Genomic DNA, 13,202 nt, shown 5'->3' on the forward strand with positions numbered 1-13,202 from the left:
GAGTTAGCTCATCTTGAGATCGTGGCAACCATTGTTCACCAGCTGACAAGAAATTTAACACCGGAACAGGTTGTAGAATCAGGGTTTGGCCCTTACTACATTGACCATACGACAGGCATCTGGCCTCAGTCCGCCGGTGGAGTCCCGTTTAATGCCAACCAATTCCAGTCTAAGGGAGATCCGATTACCGATCTTGTGGAGGATATGGCAGCAGAGCAGAAAGCAAGGAGTACTTACGATAACATTCTTCGTGTTATTTCTGATCCGGAAATCTGTGATCCGATTCGATTTTTGAGAGAACGGGAAATCGTTCATTTCCAGAGGTTTGGGGAAGCTTTAAGAATCACCCAGGATAATCTGGACAGCAGGAATTTCTATGCATTCAATCCAAGCTTTGATATTAGAAATCAGTGCTGATAAAAACAGGCCGCAGCGTAAGTCCTTAAGCTGCGGTCTGTTTTATTTGTGCCAAATTACACGCTTTTACTCCAAAATTTTCCTTTATTTGATTGACGGAGGCTGTTTATACTAGTAGAATAAAAGACAAATATACAAGAGAATGGGGCATTATTTATGGATAACAGACATAGTATTTTGACAGACACACTTCCGGATCAGGCTGTTTTCGCTCTGGATATAGGAACCCGGAGCATCATCGGTATGGTGGGAATGCCTGACGGGGACAGAATTCATATCGTTGCCATAGAGAGAGCCGAGCACACAAAACGGGCGATGATTGACGGCCAGATTGAGGATATCGACCAGGTGGCAAAGATCGCAGGCCAGGTCAAGGACAGGCTGGAGAAAAAGCTTGGGTGCAGGCTTGACAAGGTCTCTGTAGCTGCCGCCGGAAGAGCGCTGAGGACTGAAAGCGTGACTTATGAGATGGAGCTTCCCAGACCTCAGAAGATCGATATAGAATCCGTCAGCCGCCTGGAGGCAGGTGCAATCAGCGAAGCAGAAAAAATATTTATGAATAGAGAAGACAAGGATTCGGACCGGCAGTTTTACCTGGTTGGATATACGGTAAGCCGCTATTATCTGGATAATTACATGATATCCAATCTGATCGATCATCATGGACGGGTTTTAAAAGCCGATATTATAGCAACCTTTCTTCCCACAGAGGTGGTGGAAAGCCTTTATGCGGCCATGAATAAAATCGGTCTGGAGGTAGCGAGCCTTACCCTGGAGCCCATTGCCGCCATCAATGCGGCAATACCTCAGAACATCCGCCTGTTGAACCTGGCAATGGTGGATATAGGGGCAGGAACCTCAGACATTGCAGTCTGCAGGGATGGCTGCGTGACCGGCTATACCATGGCAATACTTGCAGGAGACGAGATTACCGAGACCATTATGAAGGAGTATCTGGTTGATTTTGATACCGCAGAAAAGATCAAGTCAGAGATTGACGAAGGAGCAGAGCTTCATTTTACGGATATCCTGGGATTTGAACAAATAATCACGCGGGAATCCATCTTTGAGTGTATCAAAGAAGCGTCCTCCAGGCTTTGCGAGGAGATATCATCAAAAATCCTGGAGGTAAACGGCGGGATGCCGTCGGCAGTATTTCTGGCGGGGGGAGGAAGCAGGCTCTCCGGCTTAAAAGAGGGGATTGTAGAGCATTTAAAGATTGACCCCAAACGGGTTGCCATTGCCGGCAACAATTTTAAAATCAATGCCTATTCGGATGAGTATGACCTTGAGAATCCGGAATTTGCAACCCCTCTTGGAATCGTTATATCAGCAGGCTTCAGCATTGTCAATGACAGCTTCCGCGTCATTTTAAATGACAGGCCGGCAAAGCTCTTTCGAAACGGCAGCTTTACTGTTATGGATGTGCTGATGATGAATGGCTACAATTATCAGGATATGATCGGGCGTTCCGGCCAGAATCTGGTGGTGAATGTCAATGGAAAAAGAACGGTCTTTTATGGAGAGAAAGCAGAGCCTTCTGTCTTAACGCTCAATGGAGAAAAAACTCAGCTTTCTGATCCGGTAAATACGGAGGACTGGATCGTGTTCATCCCTGCCACCCGCGGAAAAAATGCTTCGGCAATGCTCTCCGATGTGGCGGAGCTTGGAAAAGGGAACAAAGTGCTGGTAAACGGCGAGGAGGCGAAGGGAGATGTGCCCCTGGAATCCGGTGACAGCATTGTAATAGAAACAACAGCGGCTGAAATAAAGGAAGAGCCGGAGGAAGCCGGCTCCAGCTTTCATAATTCGGCTTCCGGCGCAGACCCAGACCGTCAGACAGGCAAAAAGCAGGGAGAAAAGAGCCGTGAGAGCAAGGGGAAAATCACGTTCTTTCTGAATAACAACCCTTTGACTCTTCCCTTAAAGCCAGATCACCGGCCCTATTATCTGATGGACATGCTGGAATATTCCGGACTGGATTTTAAAAACGTAACCGGACAGGTGATATTAGAAGTAAATGGGGAAAGCGGATATTTTCAGCAGGAATTACATAGCAGGGACCACATCATGATCTATCAGGTCAAATAGGATTTAAAGGAGAAGGACTAACATGTTAAAGGTTACGAAAAGGGATGGCGCGGAAGCGGACTTTGATTTATCAAAGGTCAAGGAAGCCATGAAAAAGGCATTTACTGCAACCGAAAAGTATTATACGGATAGCATTGTGGAATTGCTGGCCTTAAGGGTTGCCTCTGATTTTAAGGATAAAATGAAGGATGGGCTGATTGCTGTGGAGGATATCCAGGACAGCGTGGAAAAGGTGCTGGAAGAGACAGGATATACGGCTGTGGCAAAAGCTTATATCCTGTACCGGAAGCAGAGAGAAAAGATCAGGAGTCTGGGAGCAACGACTCTGGATTATAAGGATGTGGTGGATAACTACGTAAAGGTAGAGGACTGGCATGTAAAGGAGAATTCCACGGTGACTTATTCCGTGGGAGGCCTGATCCTTAACAATTCAGGAGCGGTGACGGCAAATTACTGGCTTTCTGAAATTTACGATAAAGAGATCGCTGATGCTTATCACAGAGGCGATATCCATATCCATGACCTTTCCATGTTAACAGGATACAGCTGCGGCTGGTCTTTAAAAAAGCTTCTGCTGGACGGGCTTGGAGGGATTACCGGAAAGATTACGGCCTCTCCGGCAAAGCATCTGGCAACTCTTTGCAATCAGATGGTCAATTTTCTCGGAATCATGCAGAATGAATGGGCTGCTTCCCAGTCCTTTTCATCCTTTGATACATACCTGGCCCCCTTTGTCAGGGCTGATGGCCTTTCCTATGACAAGGTTAAAAAATGCATGGAGGCTTTTGTGTTTGGTGTAAATACGCCAAGCCGCTGGGGAACCCAGGCGCCGTTTTCCCATATTTCCCTGGATTTAACGGTTCCTGAGGATATGAGAGAGGAAAAAGCCATTGTCGGCGGGCGGCGAATGGACTTTACCTATGGGGACTGCCAGACCGAGATGGATATGATAAACCGGGCGTTTTTAGAAACCATGCTGGCCGGAGATGCAGGCGGTATGGGATTCCAGTATCCGATTCCGGTTTATGGACTGTCTGAGGATTTTGACTGGTCGGACACAGAGAACAACCGCCTTTTGTTTACGCTGGCATCTCATTATGGAACCCCTTACTTTTCCAACTATATCAGGGGCGGCCAGGTACCGGGAGATGTGAGGATCTCCTATCATGGCGTGACCCCGGATCTTACAAAGCTTCGCAATAAGTCTGGAGGATTCTTCGGATACGGAGAGAATACCGGGTCCATTGGTGTGGTCACCATAAATCTTTCCCGGATCGGATTTTTATCCGCTGATGAATCAGACTTTTATAAACGTCTGGATCAGGTGGCGGATATTGCGGCCAGATCCTTGAAGATTAAGCGGGATGTCATCGGCAGACTTTTAAAGAATGGGCTTTATCCTTACACGGCCTGTTATCTGGAAAATCTGGAAAACCACTTTTCTTCCATAGGCGTGATTGGCATGAACGAGGCGGGGCTTAATGCTTCCTGGCTTAAATCTGGAATGGAATCTCAAAGAACAAGAGATTTTGCAGCGAATGTGCTGATGTATTTAAAAAAGAAGCTGATCGGTTATCAGCTGGAGTATGGGGATCTGTACTGCCTGGAAGCGACTCCGGCGGAATCGGCGGCCTACCGTCTGGCAATGATCGACAGGATGGAATTTCCGGAGATCAAGACGGGCGGAATGGCAGGAGATGTCCCTTATTATACCAACAGCACCAAGCTCCCCTCTGATTTTGGAGGAACACTTACAGAAGTTCTTGAAAACCAGAATACTGTCCAGCCTCTTTATACGGCCGGCAACGTATTTTCCGTTTATATGGAACAGGAAGCAGAAGACTGGAAAAATATCCGGGACTCTTTGAGGAAGATGGCGGAGAATTACGATATTCCATATATGACCTTTACACCGGTGTATTCCATCTGCCAGACCTGCGGGTATCTTTCAGGAAGAGAGGAAACCTGTCCGAAATGCGGGAAACAGACAGACGTATACAGCCGGATCGCCGGATATTACCGTCCCGTACATGACTGGAATGAAGGAAAACTCCAGGAGTTTAAAAATCGGAAAATGATGATGTTGGAAGACTGAAGTCAGAAGCCGGACCTACATATTGAGCAGGATTTCATGATCAAAATCCCGGTTTTCTTTAGGAAAGCCGGGATTTTTTTGTTGGCGGAAGGGGAATACAGGCCGGTGCCAGACAGGAACGTGATGCTTGGAAAATTATAGATAAATAAAAGTGTCATTGTTTGTTAAATATGTACATTGAAAAAAGAGATGGGATATGCTAGCATATATACAAGGTGTTAGGTTTGTATACAATTTTTATAGTTTGGATACATTTCGAAACACAGATAAGATGAAATAACTGACCCCAAATAATTAGTAAAGGAGAGATTGAATCATGAATTTAGCAAACCAGTTTTCCCTTGATGGAAAAGTTGCATTAGTCACCGGCGCTTCCTATGGCATTGGATTTGCCATTGCAAAAGGTCTTGCAGCAGCAGGCGCAACCATTGTTTTTAATGATATCAAGCAGGAATTAGTTGATAAGGGAATTGCCGCTTACAAGGAAGAGGGAATTAAGGCTCATGGTTATGTATGTGACGTTACCGATGAAAATGGCGTAAATGCTATGGTAGCTCAGATCGAGAAGGAGGTCGGCGTGATCGACATCCTGGTAAACAATGCAGGCATTATCAAACGTATCCCTATGTGCGATATGACCGCCGAACAGTTCAGACAGGTAATTGACGTTGATTTGAACGCTCCATTTATCGTTGCCAAGGCAGTTATTCCGTCCATGATTAAAAAAGGCCACGGAAAGATCATCAACATCTGTTCTATGATGTCCGAGCTTGGCCGTGAGACCGTATCCGCATATGCAGCTGCAAAGGGCGGACTTAAGATGCTGACAAAGAACATTGCATCTGAGTACGGTGAATTCAACATTCAGTGTAACGGCATTGGACCTGGTTACATCGCGACTCCTCAGACAGCACCGCTGCGTGAGACTCAGGCTGATGGCAGCAGACATCCATTTGACCAGTTCATTATTGCCAAGACTCCGGCAGGACGCTGGGGAGAAGCTGAGGATCTTTCAGGTCCTGCAGTCTTCCTTTCCTCTGACGCTTCCAACTTTGTCAACGGACATATCCTGTACGTAGACGGCGGTATCTTAGCTTACATTGGCAAACAGCCACAGTAACAGTCAGATTTCAATAATCAGGTCCGGCCCTTTTTCCCCGGCCGGCTCTGGTGTTAAAAATATGACCATGATGTCTGCTTTCAGGGTGGAGGTCATGGCATATTTTTTTAACAGACCTAATATAGAGGACGGAGAGGGTTCAATGGAAGGAAAGACCAAAACCTATAAAAACCGCGGTGAGTTGGTGTTTGAAACATTAAAGCAGGAGATTCTGGACCTGGAATTAAAGCCCGGACAGATCATCAGCGAAAATGAAATCTGTGAACGGTTTAGCGTATCCCGGACGCCTGTCAGGGAAGCGGTGAGAAGACTTCAGGAACAGGGCTTTGTCAATTCGGTGCCATATTCCGGCACACAGGTAACGCTTTTGAATCTGGATACGATTAAGCAGATGATATACATGCGTGTTGCGGTGGAAACCATGGTCATGCGGGATTTTGTGAATATGGCGACGCCTCTCTGGATGGAAGAAGTCCGGTATTTGATCCGCAAGCAGCAGGCTCTGATTCAGGAAAAAGGATTTGAACCGGAGCAGTTTTACCGTATGGATGCGCAGATGCATGCCATTTGGTATCAGGCTACCGGCAAACAAAAACTTTGGGATATGATACAGGCCCAACAGTTACATTACACAAGATTCCGCATGCTTGACTTTGTAACCGAGACAGATTTTACCAGAATCATCAGGGAGCACACAGAGCTTTTTGAACTGCTGGAGAAAAAAGACATCGATGGCCTGGAGCGGTCCCTCAGAGAACATCTGTATTACAGTATGAAGAGAATGAAGTATCAGATAGAAGTAGAATATAAAGACTATTTTGAGCAGGAAGAGCAGGAGGACTGATCATGGCGAATGTATCAATAGCGATAAGAAACCAGAATGGTGAAGTAAAGGCATCCGTATTGGGAGAGGATCAGGCAATCCTCGTGTTTGAAGGAGAATACGAAGAAGGAGATGCCATCGTATTCACAACAGATAAGACAGACGCTCATTATGTGGTGCGCATTGATGACTGCATGGATGAGTCCTTCGTTTATCTGACAAAGGAGGAAGTTGTTTATACCATACCCTTTGGTGAGAAAAAGATTTCCTATAACCCGGAAGCCTTTACAGGGGAGCGTCATTATCTGACCATTCGGGAAGCCTTTGACTATGAGGCAGACACTTATAAGAACCTGGCAAAGAATGTCATGGACCAGCACGGAGATACCGGCTGTTTCCCCCATGCCTTTGCCAATGTGGAAACCAGAGGAGAAGCGGTGTTTGCGGCGCGCAATGCCATTGACGGCGTTCTAGCCAACGAATCCCACGGTGCATGGCCATATGAATCCTGGGGAATCAACTGTCAGGATGATGCGGAGATGACCCTGGACTTTGGCCGCCCTGTAGATTTTGATAAGATTGCTTTGTATACACGCGCAGATTTCCCCCATGATAACTGGTGGGTGAGAGCCAAGCTTACGTTTTCCGACGGAACGGAAGAGATAGTGGAAATGGAAAAGAGCGTGAAGCCTCATCTGTTTTCTTTGGAAAGAAAGAATATCACATGGCTTAAAATAAGCGATTTGATAAAAGCAGATGATCCTTCCCCATTTCCAGCCCTTACTCAGATTGAGGTATACGGAAAAGATTCTAAATAAGAATGGAAAGAAAAGTGTCAGAATGGATCCGGATAACGGTCATTCCGGCACTTTTTTTTCAATCATCGGACATTCCCTTAATGTTTTGCAGATTCCATATTTCTGATTCTGGCATTTTTGAGAAAAAATAGAAATACCTCTTTTCCTTTTATGTTTATTCAGGTAAAATATAGGCAGTGTTCATAAATCACTGCATAAGGAGGAAAACAGATGGAACTTTTGTTTCTGGAGCCTGTGTTTATAGAGGCAATCTGGGGAGGTACCAGACTTCGGGATGTATTTGGCTATGAGATACCAAGCGATACAACCGGAGAATGCTGGGCGATTAGTGCTCATGAGAACGGGGAATGTAAAATTGCGGGAGGTATCTATGACGGCAGGCGGCTTAGCGCCCTGTGGAAGGAGAAACCGGAGATATTCGGGAATTATCCCGGAGACAAGTTCCCCCTTTTGGTAAAGATTATTGATGCGAAAGAAGATTTAAGTATTCAGGTTCATCCCGATGATTTATATGCGAAAATCCATGAAAAAGGCTCTCTTGGAAAAACGGAGTGCTGGTATATTCTGGATTGTGAGCCGGGAACTGAGATTGCGATCGGCCATCATGCCAGGGACCGGGAAGAGATGGAAGCCATGATACGGGACCATCGGTGGAAGGAATTTATCCGAACAGTTCCAATTAAAAAAGGGGATTTTTTCCAGATCGAGCCTGGCTGTGTTCATGCCATCAAGGGTGGGACTCTGGTATTGGAGACACAGCAGAGCAGCGATATCACGTACCGTGTATATGACTATGACCGTTTATCCAATGGAAAACCAAGGCAGCTTCATGTGGATCAGAGCATTGCTAATATAAGGGCGCCATTTAAGGAAGAACAGGCTGATTTAAAAACAGAGAAGGTACCAGGTGCAGTGCGCACTCATTTAGTGACCTGCAAGTTTTATTCCGTCGATAAATATGACATTGACGGTGTCTTTACAAAAGAGTTTGGAAAATATTTTACCAATGTAAGCGTAATAAGCGGAAAAGGATCGGTAAATGGGATTCCCTTGGAGGCAGGACAGCATTTCATCGTACCGGCAAAAAGCGGAGAGTGCAGATTTGAGGGGAAGATGTCTATCATCTGTTCCAATCCAGAGTAAAAGGAGGCTAATGAATATGAGACTTGGAGCATTAGAGGCAGGCGGAACAAAAATGGTTTGTGCCATAGGCAACGAAAACGGTGACATTATTGAACGTGTTTCCATTCCCACTGAGACACCGGAGATCACCATGCCGAAGCTTATTGAGTATTTTAAAGATAAAGAAATAGAAGCCCTGGGAATCGGCTGCTTCGGCCCTATTGATTTAAACAGGAATTCGGAGACCTATGGCTATATCACCACCACTCCAAAGCTTGCCTGGGCCAACTACAACATTGTAGGAGTCTTAAAAGAAGCCCTTAAGGTCCCGGTTGGATTTGACACAGATGTGAATGGGTCTGCTCTGGGTGAAGCTACCTGGGGGATTACAAAGGGCCTGGAAAACAGTATGTATATCACCATCGGAACCGGAGTCGGGGCAGGAATCATCACCAATGGAAAACTGCTTCACGGCATGCTGCATCCGGAAGGAGGGCACTTGCTGCTGTCGAAGCATCCGGATGATGACTATGAGGGAAAATGTCCTTATCATAAGACATGTATGGAAGGCCTGGCCTCAGGACCTGCCATAGAAGCCCGGTGGGGAAAGAAGGGCGCAGAGCTGGCTGACCGGAAAGAAGTGTGGGAATTAGAAGCATATTACATCGCTCAGGCTCTGGTAGATTATATTATGATTCTTTCTCCTCAGCGCATTATTCTGGGCGGAGGAGTTATGCATCAGGAACATATAATGCCTTTGGTAAGAGAAGAAGTGAAGCGCCAGCTTGCCGAATATATCAAGACAAAAGAGCTTGAGGACATGGAGCATTATATCGTTCTTCCCAGCTTAAATGATAACCAGGGAATCATGGGAGCTTTAAAGCTGGCGATCAATGAATATCAGCTGGAAAAATAGAGGATAATTGCCAATTTTCTCCTAGTGAAATTCCATTTCCTGTATGTTAAGATACATTTTGTAACAGAAATGTAATAATTACGTAACAAATAAGGAGGATATTACCATGAGAAAATTACCAGTATTCGTTTTAGCAGCAGCAACCGTACTTTCTGTAGCAGGTGTTCCTATGACCGCTCAGGCAGCAACCTGCACGGTGTCAACAAGTAATTGCGTTAACCTTTCAAACTGTTTTGGACAGTCTGGGGATCTTAACAGCATCTTAAGCAAGCTTGGCTGCAACAGCGGCAACGGTAATAGCTGCAGCAACGGTACGGACTGTACTACTGGTTCCAACTGCTCCAACGGTTCCACTTGCACAAAGGGAGCTGCCTGCTCTGGCGGTAACTGTTCCAACAACAAGAACAGCAGCTCTTGTTCTAAGACTAAGGGTGCAACCACAAACAATGGCCGTCAGTGCAAGTCATCTTACGGATATTGGAGATAATTATTTTTACGTTTTTTAATGGGTCGGATCCTATGTGTCCGGCCCTTTTTCTATTGGAAATATCTTTGGATTTTGCATTAAAAAACAGCCATAAGGCCAATCCCGGCTTGTGACTGTTTTTCTTGGAAAATAATCAACTTCCTCCGTTTACAATCTCCTCCAAAACATGGATTAAATCGTAAATGGTATTAATTTGTACGTTTCGCTCCAGGATTTCATTTTTTAGGTCGATGGAAAGAGTCTCGAATTTGGCCTGGACTGCAGGAGCAATATATGACATATTCATCACCTCATTTTTATGATGCGCAGCAGTGGATTGTATTATGCGTGAGAACGCTGTTTTTACATAAATCTTATATCGGCAGACCATACTATTGCTGAGGTGATGGAAATGGAGAAGAATAATCAGGAGAAGCTTTCCCAGAAAAATAAAAATGATATGGATCACGGCATGTCAGAAAAGGGCAAGACGGAAAATCAGAATCAGACACATAATTCCCGCCGGGAAGGCATGGGACCAAATACAAAAAGAAGGTCGGATTAATCTTAAAAGGGGTGGAAACCAGATGCCATGGTTTCCTCCCCTTTGAGGTTTCATATTTATGATCGGGCAGTTTTACAGGACTTCCTATCAGAAGCATTAGAAAAGAAGATATAACCAAAATGAGTTGTCTGTCATTGGTAGGGCGGCGGCTGAGAGTTGTTATTGCTTCTTTCTGCGGCTGCTTTGATAAGTCGTTCTGTAATAATAATATATGTGTTTAGACCAATTATGTGAACAAGCTGAAATTACGTGTAAAAAGGGAAGGGCGGAAGCAGAGCAAAGGAGAACTTCCGCCCCTTGATGTTACATATATACTAACGGAAACAAATTGGTTTTGTGACGCAAATAAAGAACTTTTGTAAATTATCTTTAAATTGTGACCAGGGAGGAGCTGAATTTTGGAGTCCGCCTGCAGAAAATCATTGAATATTGCAGTATGTAAATTTAATGTCTTTGAAAATAGCCCTTGCTTAACAATAAGCTTAAAGATATGCCCATTATAAACCCTATTCCCAAATTGTTTATAACAGCCCCGAATATAAGACTCAGACTGAATCCCAGAGCCAGACAGTCATGAAAGGAACTGCCCTTATTATTTGAATTTAGCATTGTATGTACCTCTTTGGCATTTTTAAATATCTTACATCAGTTAAGGGATGAAGTACACTGGTATTTTCTGAGAATGCTATTTCACCAAATCATTATATTCAGGGTGCTTTTCGAACCACTTAATGGCATAGGAGCATGTCAGGATGGCTTTTTTATTTTCAGAACGTAATTGTTTTGCAGCAGCTTCCATAAGTTGTCCTGCCACACCCTGACCTCTAAGAGAATCATCTACAAAGGTATGATTGATATTTACGGTATTCTGGTCAACTGCTGGAAAAGTGACCTCGGCGAGTAAGTTGTTATCGGAATGATAGAGAGCGATTTGATTTGAAGCGTAAGTAAATTCCATATGCGTTACCTCCTGTTTTTGTGATAAAGCCATTATATCATTTACAATATGTGACATCAAGGATAACAAAGAGTTATGAAAATCGAAAAGCTGTATATAATCTACATCAGACAACCTTGCAAAATATTCTATGTGTATTGTCTTATCTTTCTTTGTTTTTATTTTTTCAAGTTCATCTTCCATGAAAGTCACATACTTACAACCATAGCACTATTGATAGCCGGCTGCCGGAAGGGTATGATTAAATGTACCGCTTAACCTTACTCATGTAGTTTATATACTCTTTCCCAAATTTGTTGACGCACCATCTTTCTTCGGAAAGAATAATCCAGTGTGCAGATATTTGAAAAACAAGCAGGGATATAAGCAGCAGAATGGAATGCGTTAATAATACACAGCTTAAGAAATATATGAAATAACCTATATACATAGGGTTACGGGAAATCTTATATATCCCGTTTGTATTTATTCCGCTTTGCTCAGGTTTAGCAAAGTCAACAGTGGCAATTATTAGAACACTGATTCCTAAGATATAGATAAATAAAGCGATAAAAAACAATGGCGGTTTGGTCTGGATTTTCAAAAAAAGTGAATATAAAATAATAAAAGTGTTTGAAAACTGGTAAAAAAGGTAGGCAGCCTTTTCTCTGCCCTCTAATGGGGCAAAGAAAGCGGCACGGCTTAAAGCGCCTTTATTTATCATTTTTAACAAGCCGAACCTTATGAGAAAGATAGGTATTATTAATAGAAATGCATTCATTTTAAGCGCCTCCCCCTAACTGCTGCTATCGCGTAACAATTTAGATCTTACCTTTTTGCTGAAATTATATCATAGTTGCAAGGAACGGTCTATGGAACACGGCCGACTCGCAGCGCAATCAATTCCTTTACATCGCACAATATGTTTTCGCTTGTAACGTTGATCGCCAATGATTTACCGCTTGTACCAGACTTGGTCTGAATATATAAATCTTGTGTGTACTCATCGCAAAGAGGAATCAGCAGGTCAGCTTCAGGGGCTTCTTTTGCCCCCACATTCACGAGGGCTATGAAAGACCCTTGCTTTGGGTAAAGTGTACACAATGCTTTTCCGCTTTTTTTGTATTTTACATTCCAGCCTTTCCAAAAACCTTTATCCATAGAGCAGCAGCTATAAAACAATTTCGGTTTTGCATTGTATGCCTGCTGTATATGATCGGCCAAATTATCCCATAAAGGAGTGTGGACAAATTCCCTTATTTCATTATCTAATGGTTCATGTCCGCTATTGAACAATTCGCTCCACAGCATATAATCACCTGCTTTCCTGATCTGGGACTGGTACGGGTATAACCCATAATTCCATCTTGCACATTTTGGGATTTACGTTTATATATTTTTCTGCTGAAAATGGCTGCGTTGATAAATTGTGTTTTGGAAGCCAAATGCTAAACAAATAATTCATGCTTTTATTTAATGCCGAAGTTATCAATTCTTCAAAACTCTCCGCTTCAAAAGAACACACGATATATTCGGCGGCAGGAAGTTCCCAAGTCACTAAATCATCATATGCAGTTGTGCCAGGAATTGCGGAGGCACCAACAAAATAGGTAAAAGCACCATCTTCATTTTCGCCGAATGAAGAAGCGGCAAACTCTATGCCGTTTGGCACAAGCCCATTTATTCCGCCTTTTTGTTTGTGGAATTTATCCCACAACAGGCCGGGCACATCAATGCCGGTTGTATCTCCCGGCGGGGTTTGCTGAGATATCAAAACCGGCGCGGAAAAACCAATGTATCGTTCTGGTATATCTATTGTTTTGCGCGATATT

Annotated in this window: 15 protein-coding genes; 10 read left to right on the forward strand and 5 right to left on the reverse strand. The window is 44.0% G+C overall.

From position 1 onward, the window contains the following. From RT269_RS27645 to RT269_RS27685, 9 genes are all read left to right on the forward strand, one after another. Positions 1-417, forward strand: a 417-nt coding sequence (locus RT269_RS27645) for a manganese catalase family protein (RefSeq protein WP_313187540.1), incomplete at its 5' end; no start/stop codon positions are given. Between the two features lie 156 nt (positions 418-573). Beyond that, positions 574-2,508 (forward strand): cell division protein FtsA, encoded by a 1,935-nt coding sequence (locus RT269_RS27650; protein WP_313187542.1) that lies wholly within the window; start codon positions 574-576, stop codon positions 2,506-2,508. 22 nt (positions 2,509-2,530) lie between these two features. Continuing rightward, the gene (locus tag RT269_RS27655) at positions 2,531-4,603 is read left to right on the forward strand and encodes a ribonucleoside triphosphate reductase (protein WP_313187544.1); all 2,073 of its coding nucleotides are present in this window, start codon (positions 2,531-2,533) and stop codon (positions 4,601-4,603) included. A gap of 316 nt (positions 4,604-4,919) precedes the next feature. Continuing rightward, a complete protein-coding gene (locus tag RT269_RS27660; protein WP_100303813.1) occupies positions 4,920-5,723 on the forward strand; it encodes a gluconate 5-dehydrogenase in 804 nt (267 codons plus the stop codon). Positions 5,724-5,865: 142 nt separating this feature from the next. After that, complete coding sequence (locus RT269_RS27665; protein WP_313187560.1) at positions 5,866-6,567, forward strand: GntR family transcriptional regulator; 702 nt, start codon at positions 5,866-5,868, stop codon at positions 6,565-6,567. 2 nt (positions 6,568-6,569) lie between these two features. After that, positions 6,570-7,364: a carbohydrate-binding protein gene (locus RT269_RS27670; RefSeq protein ID WP_313187545.1), complete on the forward strand. Its 795-nt coding sequence runs from the start codon at positions 6,570-6,572 to the stop codon at positions 7,362-7,364. Positions 7,365-7,574: 210 nt separating this feature from the next. Then, the gene (locus RT269_RS27675; protein WP_313187546.1) at positions 7,575-8,507 is read left to right on the forward strand and encodes a type I phosphomannose isomerase catalytic subunit; all 933 of its coding nucleotides are present in this window, start codon (positions 7,575-7,577) and stop codon (positions 8,505-8,507) included. A gap of 16 nt (positions 8,508-8,523) precedes the next feature. Then, positions 8,524-9,402 carry an ROK family protein gene (locus RT269_RS27680; protein ID WP_313187548.1) on the forward strand — a complete coding sequence of 293 codons (879 nt, stop codon included), beginning with the start codon at positions 8,524-8,526 and terminating at the stop codon, positions 9,400-9,402. A gap of 106 nt (positions 9,403-9,508) precedes the next feature. Continuing rightward, a complete protein-coding gene (locus RT269_RS27685; RefSeq protein WP_313187550.1) occupies positions 9,509-9,889 on the forward strand; it encodes a surface protein in 381 nt (126 codons plus the stop codon). A gap of 133 nt (positions 9,890-10,022) precedes the next feature. Here the strand turns inward: RT269_RS27685 and RT269_RS27690 are convergent, their stop codons facing one another. Next, complete coding sequence (locus RT269_RS27690) at positions 10,023-10,169, reverse strand: hypothetical protein (RefSeq protein ID WP_313187551.1); 147 nt, start codon at positions 10,167-10,169, stop codon at positions 10,023-10,025. A 111-nt stretch (positions 10,170-10,280) separates the two neighbouring features. On the opposite strand from RT269_RS27690, the gene RT269_RS27695 reads away from it, so the two are divergent. Further along, positions 10,281-10,433, forward strand: coding sequence for a hypothetical protein (locus RT269_RS27695; RefSeq protein ID WP_313187553.1), 153 nt, complete (start codon positions 10,281-10,283; stop codon positions 10,431-10,433). A gap of 685 nt (positions 10,434-11,118) precedes the next feature. Here RT269_RS27695 and RT269_RS30285 read toward each other — a convergent pair. The 4 genes from RT269_RS30285 to RT269_RS27715 all read right to left on the reverse strand — a co-directional run. Beyond that, positions 11,119-11,391: a GNAT family N-acetyltransferase gene (locus RT269_RS30285; protein WP_313187561.1), complete on the reverse strand. Its 273-nt coding sequence runs from the start codon at positions 11,389-11,391 to the stop codon at positions 11,119-11,121. Between the two features lie 241 nt (positions 11,392-11,632). Then, the gene (locus RT269_RS27705; protein WP_313187555.1) at positions 11,633-12,151 is read right to left on the reverse strand and encodes a methyltransferase family protein; all 519 of its coding nucleotides are present in this window, start codon (positions 12,149-12,151) and stop codon (positions 11,633-11,635) included. Between the two features lie 89 nt (positions 12,152-12,240). Then, complete coding sequence (locus RT269_RS27710; protein ID WP_313187556.1) at positions 12,241-12,681, reverse strand: DUF3788 domain-containing protein; 441 nt, start codon at positions 12,679-12,681, stop codon at positions 12,241-12,243. A gap of 4 nt (positions 12,682-12,685) precedes the next feature. Then, positions 12,686-13,202, reverse strand: a 517-nt coding sequence (locus RT269_RS27715; protein WP_313187558.1) for a GyrI-like domain-containing protein, incomplete at its 5' end; no start/stop codon positions are given.

It is taken from the genome of Lacrimispora sp. (assembly GCF_032078915.1).
GTDB lineage: Bacteria > Bacillota > Clostridia > Lachnospirales > Lachnospiraceae > Lacrimispora.

Coding starts and splice junctions, on each gene's coding strand:
- RT269_RS27650 (WP_313187542.1), top strand. CDS start 574: ATGGATAACAGACATAGTATTTTGACAGACACACTTCCGGATCAGGCT.
- RT269_RS27655 (WP_313187544.1), top strand. CDS start 2,531: ATGTTAAAGGTTACGAAAAGGGATGGCGCGGAAGCGGACTTTGATTTA.
- RT269_RS27660 (WP_100303813.1), top strand. CDS start 4,920: ATGAATTTAGCAAACCAGTTTTCCCTTGATGGAAAAGTTGCATTAGTC.
- RT269_RS27665 (WP_313187560.1), top strand. CDS start 5,866: ATGGAAGGAAAGACCAAAACCTATAAAAACCGCGGTGAGTTGGTGTTT.
- RT269_RS27670 (WP_313187545.1), top strand. CDS start 6,570: ATGGCGAATGTATCAATAGCGATAAGAAACCAGAATGGTGAAGTAAAG.
- RT269_RS27675 (WP_313187546.1), top strand. CDS start 7,575: ATGGAACTTTTGTTTCTGGAGCCTGTGTTTATAGAGGCAATCTGGGGA.
- RT269_RS27680 (WP_313187548.1), top strand. CDS start 8,524: ATGAGACTTGGAGCATTAGAGGCAGGCGGAACAAAAATGGTTTGTGCC.
- RT269_RS27685 (WP_313187550.1), top strand. CDS start 9,509: ATGAGAAAATTACCAGTATTCGTTTTAGCAGCAGCAACCGTACTTTCT.
- RT269_RS27690 (WP_313187551.1), bottom strand. CDS start 10,169: ATGTCATATATTGCTCCTGCAGTCCAGGCCAAATTCGAGACTCTTTCC.
- RT269_RS27695 (WP_313187553.1), top strand. CDS start 10,281: ATGGAGAAGAATAATCAGGAGAAGCTTTCCCAGAAAAATAAAAATGAT.
- RT269_RS30285 (WP_313187561.1), bottom strand. CDS start 11,391: ATGGAATTTACTTACGCTTCAAATCAAATCGCTCTCTATCATTCCGAT.
- RT269_RS27705 (WP_313187555.1), bottom strand. CDS start 12,151: ATGAATGCATTTCTATTAATAATACCTATCTTTCTCATAAGGTTCGGC.
- RT269_RS27710 (WP_313187556.1), bottom strand. CDS start 12,681: ATGCTGTGGAGCGAATTGTTCAATAGCGGACATGAACCATTAGATAAT.